A 17,316-nucleotide genomic window follows, 5' to 3' on the forward strand; every position below is an offset into this window, starting at 1 on the left:
GGAAATCACCATGTCTGTCTCTTCTACCCATGTCCCCTGTGACGAGCTCTTGCTCACCAGGGAAACGCCCGTACAACGTCGCCGAGTGCGCGCTGCCTGGCTGTTTCTGACGCCGATGTTGCTGTGTCTGGCCCTGGTGGCGGCTTGGCCGTTATTGCGCACATTCTGGTTCAGCCTGACCGACGCCAACCTGGCGGACACCGGTGGCGGAACCTTCATAGGCTTTGGCAATTATCTGTTCCACAACGGTTCCACCTGGTCAGGCATCCTGGTCGATCCACAATGGTGGAACGCGGTGCGCAACACCTTGCATTTCACCGTGGTGTCGGTGGGCCTGGAAGTCGTACTGGGACTGCTGGTGGCGTTGCTGCTGAACATCAAGTTCACCGGCCGCTCGCTGGTGCGTGCGTTGATTCTGATTCCGTGGGCGATTCCGACCATTGTCTCGGCGAAGATCTGGTCATGGATGCTTAACGACCAGTTCGGCATCATCAATCACCTGATGCTGAGCCTCGGCCTGATTGACGCGCCCCTGGCCTGGACGGCAGATGCGGATTTGTCGATGTGGGCGGTGATCATCGTCGACGTCTGGAAGACCGTGCCTTTTGTCACGCTGCTGATGCTGGCGGCCTTGCAGATGTTGCCGAGCGATTGCTACGAAGCCGCCAGGGTCGATGGCATTCATCCGCTGAAGGTGTTCTGGCATGTCACGCTGCCCCTGCTGATGCCCGCACTGCTGGTGGCGGCGATCTTCCGCATCCTCGACTCGCTGCGGGTATTCGACGTCATCTATGTGCTGACCTCTAACTCATCGAGCACCATGAGTATGTCGGTGTATGCCCGCCAGCACCTGGTGGAGTTCCAGGACGTCGGTTACGGCAGCGCAGCCTCGACGCTGTTGTTTCTGGTGGTTGCGGTCATTGCCATGCTTTATCTCTACCTCGGACGCCGTCAACTGGAGGTCCGGTCATGAGCCTGCGCCTACTGAAAAAATCGCTGTTGCGTCTCGGATTCTGGTGCCTGATCGGGGTTCTGCTGCTGTATGCGGTCTTCCCTTTCTACTACGCCATTGTGACGTCGCTGAAGCCGTCCAGCGCCCTGTTCGAGGTGAGCTACTGGATCGATAACCCCGACTTCTCCAATTACGCGGCAGTACTCCATCAAGCCTCATTCCTGCGGGCTATTGGCAACTCGCTGGTGGTTGCGCTGTGCGTGGTGACACTGGCGCTGTTCCTCAGCCTGACCGCCGCCTATGCCTTGGGCCGGGTGAAGTTCCGTGGGCGTGGCACGGTCTTGATGATGGTCCTTGGCGTGTCGATGTTTCCCCAGGTCGCGGTGCTGTCGGGGCTGTTCGAGGTGATCCGCGCCCTCGGTCTGTACAACACCTCCTGGGCATTGATCCTGAGCTACACGATTTTCACCCTGCCCTTCACCGTCTGGGTGCTGACCACGTTCATGGGGCAGCTGCCCCATGAACTGGAAGAAGCGGCAATCATGGATGGCGCGTCGCCCTGGGTCACGCTGACCCGAGTGCTGTTGCCGCTGCTCTGGCCCGCACTGGTCACCACTGGCTTATTGGCCTTTATCGCCGCGTGGAACGAGTTCCTGTTTGCCCTGACCTTCACCCTCACCGACACCCAACGCACGGTGCCGGTCGCCATCGCCTTGATTTCCGGCGGCAGCCCTCATGAGTTGCCTTGGGGGTTGTTGATGGCCGCCTCGGTGCTGGTCACCGTCCCACTGGTGATTCTGGTGCTGATCTTCCAGCGCCGAATCGTTTCCGGTCTCACTGCCGGCGCGTTAAAGGGTTGATGCCCAACAAAGACAAGGAACAGCATCGTGATCAAATTGAAACTGGACAACGTGAACAAACAATTGGGCGGCGCGCGGATTCTTCGCGACGTCAGCCTGGAAATCGCGGCGGGTGAATTCGTGGTGTTCGTCGGCCCTTCGGGCTGCGGAAAGTCGACACTGCTACGACTGATCGCCGGACTGGATTCGATTTGCGGCGGCGACCTGCTGATCGACGGGCGTCGGGTCAACGACCTGGAGCCGCGCGAGCGTGGCGTCGGCATGGTGTTTCAGTCTTATGCGCTGTACCCGCACATGAGCGTCTACGACAACATCAGTTTTGGCCTCAAACTGGCCAAGACGGAAAAGACCAGCCTGCGCGAGCGCGTGCTGAAAACCGCGCAAATCCTGCAGTTGGACAAACTGCTGCAACGCAAGCCAAAGGAACTGTCCGGCGGGCAGCGCCAGCGTGTGGCCATGGGCAGAGCCATGGCGCGGGAACCGGACATTCTGTTGTTCGATGAGCCGCTGTCCAACCTGGATGCGTCCTTGCGGGTGCAGATGCGCAATGAAATCGCCCGGCTGCATGATCGGCTGGGCTCGACCATGATCTATGTCACCCACGATCAGGTTGAAGCGATGACCCTGGCCGACAAAATTGTCGTGCTCAATGGCGGTCGCGTCGAGCAGGTCGGCTCACCGCGCGAACTCTATGAACGCCCGGCCAGTCACTTTGTCGCCGGTTTTCTCGGTTCGCCCAGAATGAACTTTCTGGCGGCGCGCCTGCATGCGCCAGGTAAAACCAGCCTGGTTCATACCCCCGTATTGGGGATGAGTTCCCTGCCCTTCGACAGCTCGAACCTGGCGGCGGACGCTCAGTTGAGCCTGGGAATTCGCCCGGAACACGTATCGCTCAAGGCAGCGGATGGAACCGCCGGCGTCGTCGTCACCGGGGTCGAGTATCTGGGCAGCGAAACCTATGTGCACCTCGATACCGGTCAGGACGAACCACTGATCTGTCGTTGTGAAGTCAACGCCGGATGGCGAGTGGGCGATCAAGTCGAGTTGCAGCTGGACCCCGGCAACCTGCACCTGTTCGACGCCGACGGCACAGCCTTGAAACGCTACCCGCACGGCGTCCTGCTGCACTCGGTACGAGAAGCAGCCCTATGACCTTGGCTTTGAATTCCATGAACGATCCGATGTCCGCTACCCTTGAGCTTGCGCAGCAAGCGCTGAATGATGGCCTGTCTCGCGTCATCCGCGATTACCAACCCGGTTATCATCTTGCCCCTGCGGCGGGCTGGATGAACGACCCAAACGGGGTGGTGTACTTTCGTGGCGAATACCACGTTTTCTATCAGCACTACCCTTTCGAAGCGAAATGGGGCCCGATGTATTGGGGGCATGCCAAGAGTGCCGATCTGGTCCATTGGCAGCATCTGCCCATTGCGCTGGCGCCCGGCGATGACTTCGACCGTGACGGTTGTTTTTCCGGTAGCGCGGTGGTGTGTGGCGATACCCTGGCGCTGATCTATACCGGGCACACCTGGCTGGGGGAAGTGGGTGACGAACGCTCGATCCGTCAAGTCCAGTGCCTGGCCACCAGTACCGACGGCATCCGGTTCGTCAAGCATGGCGCCGTCATCGAGACCGCGCCGCAAGACACGATCATGCACTTTCGCGACCCCAAGGTCTGGCAGGAGGATGACTGTTGGTATCTGATTGCCGGCGCACGCCTGGGCGATAAACCGCTGCTGCCGCTGTACCGTTCCACCGATCTGCACACTTGGGAGTTCCTCGATTATGTGGCCAGCGGCAGCGAGGGCGATGGCTATATGTGGGAGTGCCCGGATCTGTTCCGGCTGAATGGGCGCGATGTGCTGCTGTACTCCCCTCAAGGCATGCAACCCCAGGGTTACGAGCGGCTCAACAAATACCAGACCGGTTATCGAGTGGGCCGCCTCGACAGCGAATGGCACTTCACCGGCGGGCCTTTTATCGAGCTGGATAACGGCCACGATTTCTATGCCGCGCAAACGCTACTGGCCGCTGATGGCCGGCGTCTTGTGTGGGCGTGGCTCGACATGTGGGAAAGCCCGATGCCGAGCCAGGCCCATCACTGGTGCGGCATGCTCGGTTTGCCACGCGAACTTGAACTGTGCGCCGATCGCCTTAGCGTGTATCCGGCACGGGAGCTCACCGCTCTGCGCCAGGCGCCATTGCCGGGCACGCTCTGGTGGGGTGAGTCGGGAACCCGGTGGGAGCCGGAAGTGAATGGCGATATGCTCGAAATCCATGTGCATCTGGATCTGCTCGGCTGCACCGACGGCCGCCTCGGAATCGCCTTGCGTTGCAGCGATGATGGTCATGAAGAAACCCTGCTTTACTACGATGCTGCGCTACAGCGCCTGGTGCTTGACCGCAGCCGCTCGGGTGCGCAAGTCAGCGGTCAGCGCAGCGTGGCGATAGACCCGACACAAGGGCAACTGGAACTGCGGGTGTTTCTCGATCGCTCGTCCATCGAGGTGTTCGACGAAAACGGGCGCTTCAGCCTCAGCAGTCGCCTCTATCCGCGGCCCGACAGCCTGGGCGTGAAGCTGCTGGCCAGCGGAAGTGGCGGACGTGTGTGCATTCCCAAGGCATGGCCTCTGGCCTCGGGATGGCTATGAGCAGCGTCATTCGAGTCGCGAGAAGCCCGGGCCCTGTGTCATGATTCTGCGTCAACCTGACCGGCCTCGCCTCGCATGACTTCAGTGAAAGACGTTGCACAACTGGCCGGCGTGTCCCTGATGACGGTTTCTCGAGCGCTCAACAACCCGGAAAAACTGAGCCCCGAGACCCTTCTGCGGGTGCGTCGCGCCATTGATGAACTGCAATTCGTACCGAGCCTGTCGGCGCGCAAGATGCGCGGCGACAACCTTCAGTCGCGAACCATCGGTGTGTTCGCGCTGGACACCGCGACCACACCGTTCGCGGTCGAGTTGCTGCTGTCCATCGAACAGACCGCGCAGCAGGCGGGCTGGAATGTGTTCATCCTCAACCTGTTGAGCAACCCGCCCACCGACCAGAACATCGACCTGATGTTGTCGCACCGTCCCGACGGGTTGATCTTCAGCGCCATGGGGTTTCGCCAGGTGTGCATTCCCGAGCGTTTGAAGAGCAAACCCCTGGTACTCGCCAATTGCCTGGCGGATGACAGTCGCCTGGTGAGTTATGTGCCAGACGACGAAACCGGGCAGTATCGAGCCGTACATCACGCGTTGAGCCAAGGCTATCGGCGCCCTCTGTGCATCAATCTGCCCAAACAGAGTCTGGCCTGGGAGCTGCGGCAAAAAGGCCTGCAGCGAGCCTGTCAGGCATTTGGCCTTGCGCCTGACGCACTCCTGCAATACGACCTTTCCGATCATGACGCCTATGGTGAAACCGCAGCCATCCTCGACCGGCACATTATTGAAGGTCGCCCGGAATTCGACATTCTGATTTGTGGCAACGACCGCATTGCCTTTTGTGCTTATCAGTTGTTGTTGGGCCGTGGCCTGAAAATTCCCGGCGACGTTGCGGTGCTCGGCTACGACAACATGATCGGTATCGCTGAACTGTTCATCCCGCCGCTGACCACCGTGCAATTGCCGTACTACGAGATCGGTCGCAATGCGGCCCGGCACTTGATCGAAGCCCTTGAGGTAGAGGGAGCCCAGCCGGTTGATTGCCCGTTGGTGGTCAGGGCGTCGCTATGAAGGCTTTGCTCAGATCCAGCGCGGATCGATCTCCCCGGTCCAGGCCAGCAGCGCCGCCAACAGAAAGAAGCTGCCGCAGGCCGATTCGACCTTCTGCTCCAGCGTCGCCGTGGTGCGATAGCAATGGCCGATAAAGCGCCCATCTTCGAAGTCGGCGCTGCGCACGATCGTAGCCAGACATGCACATTCACACCCTGAGCCTGCTCTCCGAACAGCTGAAATTGCTGAGCCCTGCGACCAGTCCTGAAAGCCTGCAGTTCAGCACCGTCGACATCGAGAAACTCGACCGCGCCCGGGACATCATGATCGAGCAGATGGACCAGCCGCTGACCATCCCCTACCTGTGCGCAGCAGTCGGGCTCAATGAGTTCAAACTCAAGGAAGGCCTGCATTACCGCTTCAACTCCACCCCGCACCGCATGCTTCACGAGATCCGCATGCGCAAGGCCTACGCCCTGCTCGAGAGCGGTTGCCAGGTGGCCCAGGCGGCTTATCAGGTGGGCTACAAATTCCCCAACAACTTCAGCGCGGCCTTTACCCGGTTTTTCGGCAAGCCACCCAAATCGGTCTTCGGCAAACGTCGCTGAGTAATCAGCGGCGTTCTTCGCTCGACGCGGCAAAAGCAAGCGGCCCCAGAACAGAGCACTGCGGCTCGGCAATTCCCGCGACTGGTGCGTTGATCGCCTTTTCTACCTTCGCAGCCCTATAGCCATCGAATGGAAAACCTCCCATTGCGTGAGCGACAGGCTGACAGGTGGTCGATGGCACGGCTGGCAAACAACTTGCTTAGGCCTGATCAGGCTTGAGCCATCAACGACGATGGCTTCGCAAACATCACGGACAACGGCGTCCGCTCCCCTGCGCATTGCGACAGGTGGGCGTGCGCCGTTTTTGCTTTCACCCCGGCATAAAAGGAAATCCTCATGCCTGCTCAAGGAATGCTCCCCCCGGGTCATGCCCTCGCGCCTGCGCACATCGGTCTCGGCACGTCACGCCCTGCCGGCATTGCACTGCGGTCATTGTTCGCCCCTGGCATGACCCTGCTCGAACGCAGCAGGATCGGCCTCTGGTTACCACTCGGGTTGGCCCTCGGCGCCTGCGGCCTTGCACTGGCCGAACAGCCAGCAAGCGCACTGACCCTGATACCTGGCGTCCTCTATCTGGGGTGCGCGTGGCATCTTCGTGAGCGTCATCAACGCCATCTACAGATATTCTGGGACACTGAACTTGCACACCTGCTGCGCAGCTCCCGGGATGCCGACCCAGCGACGCTATTGGTGGCCGCCAGCATGCAACTGCGCAACAACGAACGCTTGCGCAGCGAAGTACAGTTCGCCAGTCGTGCGCTGGAGCAAATGTCTCAACAGGCCCGCGACCAAGGTGAGGAACAGAGCCAACGAATCGCCATGATCGCCGCCGCCAGCGAGCAAATCGATCAGACCTTACACAGCATTGATGCCTTGGCCCAGGGCGCGCTGGCAGCCTTCGCCAACGCCCATACCATGAGCGAATCCGGTTGTCTGGAGGCGCGTTCAGTGGGTGACAGCATGCGCGCCATTCAGCACAGCCTGGGCAATACCGCACACGCCGTGGAAGCATTGCTGCAGCGCACTACCGCAGTAGAAAGCACCGTCAATAGCATTCAGGCACTGGCCAAACAGACCCAGTTGTTGGCACTCAATGCCTCCATCGAAGCGGCCCGCGCCGGCGAGCACGGTCGCGGTTTCGCAGTGGTCGCCGATGAGGTCCGCAGCCTGGCCCAAGCCACCGACCGGGCTACCCACGAAATCACCACAGCCGCGACGGCGATTGCCATGGCCGTGCGCCAGGTGGATGGCGAGGTCAAGGAACACCGTGACCTGCTGGCAGCCGGTAGCCAACAGAGCGAGCAACTCGCCGCCAACCTCGACGACCTGGCTCAACATAGTCAGATCAATTTGCAACACCTCGGCGCCATGCAGCATGCACTCAGCGAGCACCAGCAAGCCAATCATGCCCTCAGCGAACAGTTGCAACAGGTCAATGCCGCGGTGCAAGAGCAGAGCACGCAAACCCATGCGCTGCACGACCTGACCCATTATCTCAACCAGCTCACCGTCGGAAACCGCCCATGAACCTACAATTCGCCGCAGCATTCGATGGTGGGCAATCCCGACGAACCCGTCTGCCACAAAACGACGCGGGACTCAGACAGATGCTTTTGCTGGGGCTCGACCTGCTGCAAGGCCTGCAGCAGCATCGCGGTCTCGGCGGACAGACCACCCGCGAGGCACAACAGCGTTGCCAGGCACTGGGGCATTCGCTCGACCAACGCTGGAAAGAATGGCCGTATAGCGCACAGTGCCAGGCCTGGAACGCGTTACGCCGCGAGCCAGCGGATTTCGAGGGCCATTGCCGGTTGCTGCAAGACCTGCTCGGCGCCATCCAGAACCTCGAACTGCGGCGCTGCGCGCTTAATCTGCAGCCCCCGAGCATCGCCGAGCGCTGTTGGGAGCTGGAAGACCTGGGGCGGCTGCGCGGCCTGTCGGTGCGCGCCGCCGCCCATCAGAGTTGCCCACTGCAAATGCTTGTTCAATTGCAGTACCTGCACGAGCGCTTGCTCAGGCATGCCCCCCGCTCGCTGCACAACGCTCTCGAACGACTGCAACGCTGTCTTATCGGCACAACGACAGTGTCCATCTCCCCGGCGGAGTGCTACGCCCTGCTCACCCCATTGCTCGACGAACGCCTCGACGCCATCCGCCGGGATCTGGGCTGAGGCTTACCTCCATTCGACTTCGCGGCGTGAACTGCAACGCAACCCAAGGTGCACAGATTGTTATGTATTGGTTTTCAACTTGGTCCACAGACGAGTACTCAGCCGCGCGATGGCGGCGGGCAGATCCTCTACGGTAAACAATTTGTCCATCACATGGTTTGGCGGGTAAATCGCCAGGTCCTGCTTCACGGCCGGAACAACATACTCATCCGCCGCGATGTTGGGGTTCGCGTAGTGGACGCTGTTGCTGACTTTATCCGGCGACCCCGCTCAGCAAACAGTCGCCATCGGGCTGCATACGGGTGCCGGTCAAACGTTTCGCCGCTACAATGCGCACCTTGACCGTGACAAGCCAGACTAAAAAAATGTCCCTACCCAAACATCACCTGGAACTGCTCAGCCCCGCCCGCGACGTGGCCATTGCCCGCGAGGCCATCCTGCATGGCGCCGACGCCGTGTACATCGGCGGCCCGAGCTTCGGCGCCCGCCACAACGCCTGTAACGAGGTGAGCGATATCGCCCAATTGGTGGAATTTGCCCGTCGCTATCACGCCCGGGTCTTCACCACCATCAACACAATCCTGCACGACAACGAGCTGGAGCCGGCCCGCAAGCTGATCCACCAGTTGTACGACGCCGGCGTCGATGCGCTGATCGTCCAGGACCTGGGCGTGATGGAGCTGGATATCCCACCGATCGAGCTGCATGCCAGCACCCAGACCGACATCCGCACCCTGGCGCGGGCGCAGTTCCTCGACCAGGCTGGCTTCTCCCAACTGGTACTGGCCCGCGAGCTGAACCTCAAAGAGATCCGCGCCATCGCTGACGAAACCGATGCGGCGATCGAGTTCTTCATCCATGGCGCGCTGTGCGTGGCGTTCTCCGGCCAGTGCAACATCTCCCACGCGCAGACCGGCCGAAGCGCCAACCGTGGCGACTGCTCCCAGGCTTGCCGCCTGCCGTACACCCTCAAGGACGAAAAAGGCGGTGTTATCGCTTACGAAAAACACTTGCTGTCGATGAAGGACAACAACCAGAGCGCCAACATCCGCGCGCTGGTGGAAGCCGGCGTGCGCTCGTTCAAGATCGAGGGTCGCTACAAAGACATGGGCTATGTGAAGAACATCACCGCCTACTATCGCCAGCGCCTGGACGACGTCCTCGAAGACCGCCCGGACCTGGCCCGCGCGTCCAGCGGCCGCACCGCGCACTTTTTCCTGCCCGACCCGGAAAAGACCTTCCACCGTGGCAGCACCGACTACTTCGTCAGCGACCGCAAGATCGACATCGGCGCCTTCGACACACCGACCTTCACCGGCCTGCCGGTGGGCGTGGTGGAGAAAGTCGGCAAGCGCGATCTGCTGGTGGTCACCCACGAACCGCTGTCCAACGGCGACGGCCTCAATGTGCTGGTCAAGCGCGAGGTGGTGGGCTGGCGTACCAACATCGCCGAGCCGAAAGGCGAGTTCGAAGAGGACGGGGAAAAGCGCTACCGCTATCGTGTGGAGCCCAATGAGATGCCGAAGGGGTTGCACCAGTTGCGACCGAATCACCCACTGAGCCGCAACCTCGACCACAACTGGCAGCAGGCCCTGCTCAAGACTTCCGCCGAGCGCCGGGTGGGTCTTGCCTGGGTCGCTCGCCTGCGTGAGGATTGCCTGGAGCTGACGGCCACCAGCGAGGAAGGTGTCAGCGCCAGTGTCGCCCTGGACGGTCCATTCGGTCTGGCCAACAAGCCGGAACAGGCCCTGGAGCAACTGCACGACCTGCTCGGCCAACTGGGCACCACTCAGTACCACGCCACAGCGATTGAGCTGGATGCACCGCAGGCGTATTTCATCCCCAACTCGCAGCTCAAGGCCTTGCGCCGCGAAGTCATCGAAACGCTGACCGCTGCCCGCATCAAGGCCCACCCACGGGGTGGTCGCAAGGCCGAGACCGATCCGCCACCGGTGTACCCGGAATCGCACCTGTCGTTCCTGGCCAACGTCTACAACCAGAAAGCCCGCGACTTCTATCACCGTCACGGCGTCAAGCTGATCGACGCGGCCTATGAAGCTCACGAAGAGACCGGCGAGGTGCCGGTGATGATCACCAAGCACTGCCTGCGCTTCTCTTTCAACCTCTGCCCCAAACAGGCCAAGGGCGTCACCGGCGTGCGCACCAAGGTCGCGCCGATGCAGTTGGTGCACGGTGACGAGGTGTTGACGCTGAAGTTCGACTGCAAGCCCTGCGAGATGCATGTGATCGGCAAGATGAAGGGACACATCCTTGACCTGCCACAACCGGGCAGCGTGGTGCAGCAAGTCGTCGGCCACATCAGCCCTGAAGACCTGCTCAAGACCATCCCTCGCGCGCCCCACTGAGTGACTTGCGAGCGCGGCGCTACGGCGCTGCGTTCGCAAGACGGCTGAATGTCAAAGGCGTCACCAAGAAGAATTTGCAGGCATAAAAAAACGCCGGATCGGCGTTGGCGTTTTCTGTAAAGACAACTCTCCGGGACTCCTGCGATATCTGCCGGCGGAGCCATACTTGGACGAGTATAAGGAAAATGGCAGGGGCGGCTGGATTCGAACCAACGCATGGCAGGATCAAAACCTGCTGCCTTACCGCTTGGCGACGCCCCTGTATCTGTTGCGGCGAGTGCCCGGCACTGAGTTTTCAGACGGGCAACATCGAGATGCTGCGTCCTTGCGCTGCAACCCTGTGAGGGCCTCTGCAAGAACGGGCGGAAATTTATCAACTTTCGCTTCGCCTGGGAAGGCCAAAACAAAAATATATTTGTTTTAAAACAGACGCTTACTCTTGATCCTGGAGGGTGCCATGGCAGCTGTTACTGATTCACTGAGGCTGTTTCTCGCCGGCGATGTCATGACCGCCCGTGGCATCGACTCAATACTGCCGCATCCTGGCGATCCGCGGCTTTACGAAGACTACGTCAAGAATGCCGGCGTTTACGTCCGGCTGGCAGAAAGACTCAATGGCCCGATTCCCCTCCCCGTCGATTTCACCTATGTCTGGGGCGCTGCGCTGGATGAGTTTGAACTTCGCCAGCCACACGCACGCATCATCAATCTGGAAACGGCGGTGTCCCGCCGTGGACGACCGGAGCAAAAGGGCATCAATTACCGCATGACCCCGGAGAACTTCCCGGTCATCAGCGCAGCCGGCATCGACTGCTGCGTGCTGGCCAACAACCATGTGCTGGACTGGGGAGCCGCCGGCCTGGCCGATACACTGGATACCTTGTCGAGCAACGGCATGTGCAGCGCCGGCGCCGGGCACAACCGGCAATCGGCTGAAGCGCCCGCCGTGCTGCCACAGCCTGGCGGGCGGCGCTTGCTGGTGTTTGGCCTCGGCGCCCCCGACAGCGGCATTGGGCAGGACTGGGCCGTCACGGATGGTCGCGCGGGTGTCGCGCGGCTGGAAGATCTGACGATGCAAAGCCTGCGCCCTGTGGCCAAACGGATTCTCGAGAGCAAAAAACCGGGGGATCTGGTGGTCGCTTCCATTCACTGGGGCGGCAACTGGGGGTTCGATATCCCGCGAGAGCAGGTCCGGTTCGCCCATGCCTTGATCGACGAGGCCGGAGTTGACGTGGTGCACGGGCATTCCTCGCACCACATCAAGGGCATCGAGGTGTACCGCGAACGCCTGATTCTCTATGGCTGCGGTGATTTGCTGAACGACTACGAAGGCATCGAGGGCCACACAGCCTTTCGCGGCGACCTGAGCCTTCTGTACTTTGCCTCGCTGGCCTCGGGCGGGCACCTGCAGTCGCTGGACCTGATACCCACCCGCCTCTGTCGCTTTCGCATCTGTCACGCCGAAGGGGATGACCGCCAATGGCTGCACGACACCCTTTCTCGCGAGTGCGCACGCTTGGGCAGCAGCATCCAGCCGGGCGCGACAAATGCCTTCGAGTTGCGTTGGTAAGAGCCTCTGGACATGTGAAAGCTTCCCCAATGCTTTGTAGGAGCCAGGCTTGCCTCTGTGGTGAGGGGGCTTGCCCCCGTTCGGCTGCGAAGCAGTCGCAAAGCTTTTAGGGCCGCTTCGCGACCCAACGGGGGCAAGCCCCCTCACCACAGAAGGCAAGCCTGGCTCCTACAAAAAGCGCTTTGCTCACTTCCCGGTTTTTTTCGTTTCTGCGTCGTTTTTGCATTTCTGTGCGACAGATCCCGCTTCAGGGACTCCCGTACCACTTCCTCATGGTGTTAGCTTGGACAAGTTCCTGTCTGATCGATCAGATACTTCTCACCAACCGCCTGCAAAGGAATGCCCCTGCAATGGATTTTTCACTCAAGCACCTGGCCGCGACAACCCTGATGCTGGCCAGCCTTTCGTCGTTCACCACGTCAGCGCACGCCAACATCACCCCGCAACAGAGCGCGACCATCCTCAAGACTTTCAGTGACGCATCGGTAACGGATTTCAGGCAGTTCCTGGGACGCCTGGCCCAGAGCGACCTTGCCAAAACCAACGACCTCGGCCCGGCAATCAGTGCCTTCCAGGGCAACAAGCCCCTTTCCCCTGAACAGCAGAATGAAATCCATCGCCTGCTTGGCCTCTATGCACGGGTGAAATACGGCAGTGCTGCCACCGAGACCCTGCGTGAACTGGTGGCAATCCCGACCTTCCGCGTGGACGGCGTTGCCCAGCACGATAATCCCGAATTCATCAAGATCGCCGACAAGCTCAAGGGTCTTGCCCAGGCCTTCAACCTGAACTTTCGCAACGTCGACAACCGCGTCTATGAAATTTCCCTCGCAGGCAACGGCGACGAAGTCGTGGGCATTCACGCGCATGCCGACGTGGTGCCCGTGACACCAGAGAACTGGGTCCTGAAAGACGGCACCCGACTCGATCCGTTCAAGGTCACCCTGGTCGGCGATCGCCTGTATGGCCGGGGCACCGAGGATGACAAGAACGGCATCGTGGTGGCGCTCTATGCCATGAAGATCATCAAGGAAGAGAAGCTGCCACTGGCGAGGAATTTCAAGCTGCTGGTAGACACCACCGAAGAAACCACCGGCGACGCCATCCCCTACTACTTCGAACACAACCCGACACCCAACTACAACCTGGCGCTGGATGGCGGCTATCCGGTGGTGATTGCCGAGAAAGGCTACGGCACCGTCATGGCGAGCTTTGCCCGGCGTGAGGCAGAAGGCAAAGGCGCCGAGATCATCTCAATGACCGGCGGCCTGGCAACCAACCAGATCCCATCGACTTCAGTCGCCACCCTGGTGACTGACAAGCCCGCCGAATTGGCCGCCAGCCTGCAGAAAGCCGGTAGCGATTATGCCAAGCGCAATGGCGGTAACTTCGAGGTGAGCGCCAAGGTCGTCGGCAAGGACGTCATGCTGACGGTCACCGGCGTTTCCGCCCACTCCTCCGAGCCCGAATCAGGCGTCAACCCGGTGGCAAGGATGCTGGACTTCATCAACAGCCTCGACGGGAAGGTCGCGCTCAAGCACAACCACATTACCGACGCCGCACGCTATGCCGCAGAGAACTGGGGGCTGGACTACCTGGGTGGCAAATTGGGGGTCGGCTTTTCCGATGACTTCATGGGACCGCTGACCACATCCCTGACCTATGTCGGAATGGATGAAAAAGCCTTCAAGCTTGCGGTCAACCTGCGCGTGCCGAAGGGCAAATCCCCGGAAGTGCTCAAGACCGAAATTGCCGACAAGCTTGGCGCCTGGAGCAAGAAGACCCATATCGCGACTTCCTTTGACTACTCGATCGCCGAGCCGATGCACCGCAACCCTGAGGGTGAATGGGTCAAGGCTCTGCTGGCCGTGTCCAGCGAAAACCTTGGTATGGAACACAAGTTCGGCACCTCCGCCGGCGCCACTTCGGTCCATGAGTTGCCCAATGGCGTGCAGTTCGGCCTGGCCAGGCCCGAGTTCAAGTACACCGGCCACAACGACAACGAGTTCAAGACCGTCGACCAGTTCCTGCTGGACCTGCAGATCGTGACCGAAATGCTCGGGCGCATCGGGCAGTTGCCGAAACTCTGATCCCCCCTTTCGGACCCGCTACTCTGGCGGGTCCACTTCTATGCGAATGGGGTAGATTGCCTTTAAATATCAACTCACCCCATGTCTCGCCCCCAGGATCAATTTATGCCGCTGAGCTTTCATAAAATGCACGCCAATGGCGATGACTTCGTTGTTGTCGACTCGCGAAATTCGGCCAATCCAATCACAAATGCCATGGCTCGGCGAATGGGTGATCGGCACCGAGGCATCGGATTCAATCAACTCGCGGTGGTGCTCGATTGCGATGATGCAGTTGCGCGCTTGATGTTCTGGAATGCCGATGGCTCCACGCTGGATGCTTGTGGCAGCGCAACGCGGGGGGCCGCGGATATGCTGATGCGCGAATCAAATGTTACTTCGATAGCGCTGCGAACCAACCGTGGTCTACTCACTTGCGAACGAACTTCAACCGGTGCGATTTCCGTCAACATGGGGGAGCCGCTTTTCGGCTGGTCGGAAATCCCCCTGACCCGGGAACTGGACTCTGCCGTTTTGCCGCTTGCGGGTGGCCCGGCAGCGTGCAGTATGGGGAATCCGCACTGCACCTATTTTGTCGATGATCTTACAGCCGTTGATATAGCAACCCTCGGACCAACCATTGAGACCAACGCGCTATTTCCCCTCAGGACGAACGTGCATTTCGTCCAGATCATTGACCGAAAACACATTCGGTTGCGCATTTGGGAGCGCGGCGGTGGTATTCCGCTCGGTTCAGGCTCCTGCTCTTGTGGCGCCGCTGTTAATGGCATTCGTCGTGGCTTGTTAGACCATTGCGTCGAGGTTGAATGTGATGGCGGAACCGTAACGGTTCAATGGGATGGCGTGGGACCTGTCTTTCTCACCGGGCCGGTAGAGACAACTTTTTCGGGAACTGTTCACGACAGCCTCTCCTTGAGCCTGTGAACCGGCGGCTATCGCATAACTGACCTATTCTGAGTCAACCGACAAGCAATCAATTCTGAGGTACCCGAACTCGTTACAGCAATGGAGGCTGAATGATGAAGGAGCATTCGATTGAATTTCGCGCCGGAGATGGGCACACGCCCCACTCTGCGCCTCTGGTCATGACCCACGCCACTGAATCTTCCACGACCAATAGCCGCATCGAGCTTTACACCCAGGAGCCGATGGTCAACTGGCTAGGTCCGTTTCAGCTAATGCGCACGGGCTTGCAATCGGCTGCGGCCACCACGATGGGTGCCTTCGCTGACCCACGCGATGTGTCGGCCATGCTCAACCCTCGGGACGCTAACCCGCCCATCCCGGTGCCTGCCGACGGTGACCTGTGGATCGACTATCTGGCCGATACCGGCGATGGCTGGGACTCCACCTATTCCATGGCCCTGTGTGTCAGCCAGGAGGTCAAGTTGCCGCAGTACCCGCTCACCCTGCCGCGCGGCGACGTGCTGCTGCTCGGCGGCGATCAGGTCTATCCCACACCCGCCCAATCCGGCTACCGCACCCGTTTCCTGGATCCCTTCCGCGCCGCCTTTCCCGCGCCGGTACCCAAGGTGCGCCCTAATGATCAGGATCAGCCCGTGTCGCAGCCCGGGGCGCCGTGGATAGTGGCGACGCCCGGCAACCACGATTGGTATGACGGTCTGCGCGGCTTCTCCCAACTGTTTTGCGAGCAAAAGCCCATTGGCGGCTGGGAAACCCGCCAGCGCACCAGTTACTACGTGCTGCAACTGCCCAATGGCTGGTGGGTCTGGGGCCTGGACCTGCAATTGGAGTCCATGATCGATCGAGAGCAGAAACGATACTTCAAAGAGATGCGCGCCAAACTGCAGCCAGGCGATCGCGTGATCCTCTGTGCGCCCGAGCCGAGCTGGGTGGACGAGGCCGAACGACTGGCACGCGAAGAGAGCAAGGCCTTGCCCTCGATCGAAACCCAGACGCCGCGTTTCCGCAGCCTGCGCGAGATCGAAGAGCTCTTGGGTAACCACTTGGCGGTCGTCTTGGCCGGAGACTCGCACCACTACGCGCGCTACCAGCCAAAAGCGGGCACCCAGGCGCCGCAGCGCATCACCTGCGGAGGCGGTGGCGCCTTCTTGAATGGCACGCATCAGTTGCCAGATCCGCCCAAGCCGATCAACGTCGGCGGGACCCGGCAGCACTATGACCTGGCCGCCGTCTACCCTGACAAAAAGACCTCCGAGCAACTGCGTAATAGGGCATGGCGGCTACCCACCCGCAACCTCTCGTTCTGCGGCATGTTGGCCATCTTGTACCTGCTGTTCGACTGGATGGTACAAAGTGCCAGTAAAGTCCCCCACCCGGCGCGAGATAACCGCAGCCTGATGGAGGAATTGTCTCGCCTCGAAGCAACTATTCCCAACCTCCTCGAAGCGTGGCGACAGCTATTTCTGGTCATGGCTTACAGTCCTTCGTCGGTCATGCTCGCCGTGATCATTGTGCTGGGTTGCGCAGTGTTCTCAGCCGCCGGGGTCAAGCGCACCCGAAAGCTCGCCTATGCCGTCGGAGCCGCTCACGGGTTACTTCACCTGGGGCTGGCGATCGGCCTGCTGTGGCTCATGGGCCGTGTCAACATCTACTACTTTCAATTGAAGGTAGACGACCTACAACAAGTCTTGTTGTTTCTGTCGGGGACGCTGCTGTTCGGCGGCGTTTTGGGAGGCCTGCTGTTCGGTGCCTGGATGGTAATGGGCAACACCTTATGGGGACTGCATAGCGAGGTGGTTTTTTCCTCGCAATGCATCGCCGACCACAAATGCTTCCTGCGCATGCACTTCAAAGGCGACAAACTCACCATTTACCCGCTCAAGCTGGAGAAGGTCTGCCGGCGCTGGTCCGTGGCATCAGGAGTCGCCAAACTGGCGAAGGTGCAGCGCACCTGGAGGCTGCGGGCAACGCCTGAAAGCACTGGCCCGCGCTTCGTGCCAACCTCGGGTGCGCTCGAACTGCAACTGATCGAGCCACCCATCGAGATTCTGCGTGAGTAAACCGCTTTTCGCAGGCG

At 60.4% G+C, this 17,316-nt stretch carries 12 protein-coding genes, 1 tRNA gene and 3 pseudogenes; 13 read left to right on the forward strand and 3 right to left on the reverse strand.

Annotated elements, in window-relative coordinates:
- The first annotated feature begins 10 nt into the window (after positions 1-10).
- The 5 genes from AB7M22_RS13305 to AB7M22_RS13325 all read left to right on the forward strand — a co-directional run bounded on the left by AB7M22_RS13305 (position 11) and on the right by AB7M22_RS13325 (position 5,531).
- Positions 11-973, forward strand: a complete 963-nt coding sequence (locus AB7M22_RS13305) for a carbohydrate ABC transporter permease (protein WP_454186635.1) — start codon at positions 11-13, stop codon at positions 971-973.
- A complete protein-coding gene (locus AB7M22_RS13310; RefSeq protein ID WP_454186636.1) occupies positions 970-1,812 on the forward strand; it encodes a carbohydrate ABC transporter permease in 843 nt (280 codons plus the stop codon). The genes AB7M22_RS13305 and AB7M22_RS13310 overlap by 4 nt, the downstream gene beginning before the upstream one ends.
- 27 nt (positions 1,813-1,839) lie before the next feature.
- The gene (locus tag AB7M22_RS13315) at positions 1,840-2,964 is read left to right on the forward strand and encodes an ABC transporter ATP-binding protein (RefSeq protein ID WP_454186637.1); all 1,125 of its coding nucleotides are present in this window, start codon (positions 1,840-1,842) and stop codon (positions 2,962-2,964) included.
- A complete protein-coding gene (locus tag AB7M22_RS13320) occupies positions 2,961-4,463 on the forward strand; it encodes a glycoside hydrolase family 32 protein (protein ID WP_454186638.1) in 1,503 nt (500 codons plus the stop codon). The genes AB7M22_RS13315 and AB7M22_RS13320 overlap by 4 nt, the downstream gene beginning before the upstream one ends.
- A 75-nt stretch (positions 4,464-4,538) precedes the next feature.
- Entirely contained in the window at positions 4,539-5,531 is a 993-nt protein-coding gene (locus tag AB7M22_RS13325; RefSeq protein WP_454186639.1) for a LacI family DNA-binding transcriptional regulator, read from the forward strand.
- 9 nt (positions 5,532-5,540) lie between these two features.
- On the opposite strand, the gene AB7M22_RS13330 is transcribed toward AB7M22_RS13325, so the two are convergent.
- Positions 5,541-5,696 (reverse strand): hypothetical protein, encoded by a 156-nt coding sequence (locus AB7M22_RS13330; protein WP_454186640.1) that lies wholly within the window; start codon positions 5,694-5,696, stop codon positions 5,541-5,543.
- 11 nt (positions 5,697-5,707) lie between these two features.
- Here AB7M22_RS13330 and AB7M22_RS13335 point away from each other — a divergent pair.
- The 3 genes and pseudogenes from AB7M22_RS13335 to AB7M22_RS13345 form a co-directional block, all read left to right on the forward strand.
- Positions 5,708-6,118 (forward strand): annotated as a pseudogene (locus AB7M22_RS13335) (helix-turn-helix domain-containing protein); the annotation flags it as partial.
- A 1,011-nt stretch (positions 6,119-7,129) separates the two neighbouring features.
- Positions 7,130-7,645, forward strand: a pseudogene (locus tag AB7M22_RS13340) (methyl-accepting chemotaxis protein); the annotation flags it as partial.
- Complete coding sequence (locus tag AB7M22_RS13345) at positions 7,642-8,289, forward strand: hypothetical protein (protein ID WP_454186641.1); 648 nt, start codon at positions 7,642-7,644, stop codon at positions 8,287-8,289. The pseudogene AB7M22_RS13340 and the gene AB7M22_RS13345, both read left to right, overlap by 4 nt.
- Before the next feature lie 60 nt (positions 8,290-8,349).
- Here AB7M22_RS13345 and AB7M22_RS13350 read toward each other — a convergent pair.
- A pseudogene (locus AB7M22_RS13350) lies at positions 8,350-8,541 on the reverse strand (spermidine/putrescine ABC transporter substrate-binding protein PotF); the annotation flags it as partial.
- A gap of 113 nt (positions 8,542-8,654) precedes the next feature.
- Here AB7M22_RS13350 and AB7M22_RS13355 point away from each other — a divergent pair.
- Complete coding sequence (locus AB7M22_RS13355; RefSeq protein WP_454186642.1) at positions 8,655-10,655, forward strand: peptidase U32 family protein; 2,001 nt, start codon at positions 8,655-8,657, stop codon at positions 10,653-10,655.
- A 186-nt stretch (positions 10,656-10,841) separates the two neighbouring features.
- Here the strand turns inward: AB7M22_RS13355 and AB7M22_RS13360 are convergent.
- Positions 10,842-10,916 (reverse strand) — tRNA-Gln (locus tag AB7M22_RS13360).
- A gap of 196 nt (positions 10,917-11,112) precedes the next feature.
- On the opposite strand from AB7M22_RS13360, the gene AB7M22_RS13365 reads away from it, so the two are divergent.
- The 4 genes from AB7M22_RS13365 to AB7M22_RS13380 all read left to right on the forward strand — a co-directional run bounded on the left by AB7M22_RS13365 (position 11,113) and on the right by AB7M22_RS13380 (position 17,299).
- Entirely contained in the window at positions 11,113-12,225 is a 1,113-nt protein-coding gene (locus AB7M22_RS13365; RefSeq protein WP_454186643.1) for a CapA family protein, read from the forward strand.
- A 350-nt stretch (positions 12,226-12,575) separates the two neighbouring features.
- On the forward strand, positions 12,576-14,315 hold the full coding sequence (locus tag AB7M22_RS13370; RefSeq protein WP_454186644.1) for a dipeptidase: 1,740 nt from the start codon (positions 12,576-12,578) through the stop codon (positions 14,313-14,315).
- 105 nt (positions 14,316-14,420) lie between these two features.
- Entirely contained in the window at positions 14,421-15,239 is an 819-nt protein-coding gene (gene dapF, locus AB7M22_RS13375) for a diaminopimelate epimerase (RefSeq protein WP_454186645.1), read from the forward strand.
- A 95-nt stretch (positions 15,240-15,334) separates the two neighbouring features.
- Complete coding sequence (locus tag AB7M22_RS13380) at positions 15,335-17,299, forward strand: preprotein translocase subunit YajC (protein WP_454188803.1); 1,965 nt, start codon at positions 15,335-15,337, stop codon at positions 17,297-17,299.
- Positions 17,300-17,316 lie beyond the last annotated feature (17 nt).

The sequence above is a fragment of the Pseudomonas sp. ADAK2 TE3594 genome (assembly GCF_053628675.1).

Excerpts from the sequence above, each read along its gene's own strand:
- AB7M22_RS13370 (WP_454186644.1), top strand. The coding sequence starts at position 12,576 with ATGGATTTTTCACTCAAGCACCTGGCCGCGACAACCCTGATGCTGGCC.
- AB7M22_RS13305 (WP_454186635.1), top strand. The coding sequence starts at position 11 with ATGTCTGTCTCTTCTACCCATGTCCCCTGTGACGAGCTCTTGCTCACC.
- AB7M22_RS13380 (WP_454188803.1), top strand. The coding sequence starts at position 15,335 with ATGAAGGAGCATTCGATTGAATTTCGCGCCGGAGATGGGCACACGCCC.
- AB7M22_RS13325 (WP_454186639.1), top strand. The coding sequence starts at position 4,539 with ATGACTTCAGTGAAAGACGTTGCACAACTGGCCGGCGTGTCCCTGATG.
- dapF (WP_454186645.1), top strand. The coding sequence starts at position 14,421 with ATGCCGCTGAGCTTTCATAAAATGCACGCCAATGGCGATGACTTCGTT.
- AB7M22_RS13310 (WP_454186636.1), top strand. The coding sequence starts at position 970 with ATGAGCCTGCGCCTACTGAAAAAATCGCTGTTGCGTCTCGGATTCTGG.
- AB7M22_RS13320 (WP_454186638.1), top strand. The coding sequence starts at position 2,961 with ATGACCTTGGCTTTGAATTCCATGAACGATCCGATGTCCGCTACCCTT.
- AB7M22_RS13345 (WP_454186641.1), top strand. The coding sequence starts at position 7,642 with ATGAACCTACAATTCGCCGCAGCATTCGATGGTGGGCAATCCCGACGA.
- AB7M22_RS13355 (WP_454186642.1), top strand. The coding sequence starts at position 8,655 with ATGTCCCTACCCAAACATCACCTGGAACTGCTCAGCCCCGCCCGCGAC.
- AB7M22_RS13365 (WP_454186643.1), top strand. The coding sequence starts at position 11,113 with ATGGCAGCTGTTACTGATTCACTGAGGCTGTTTCTCGCCGGCGATGTC.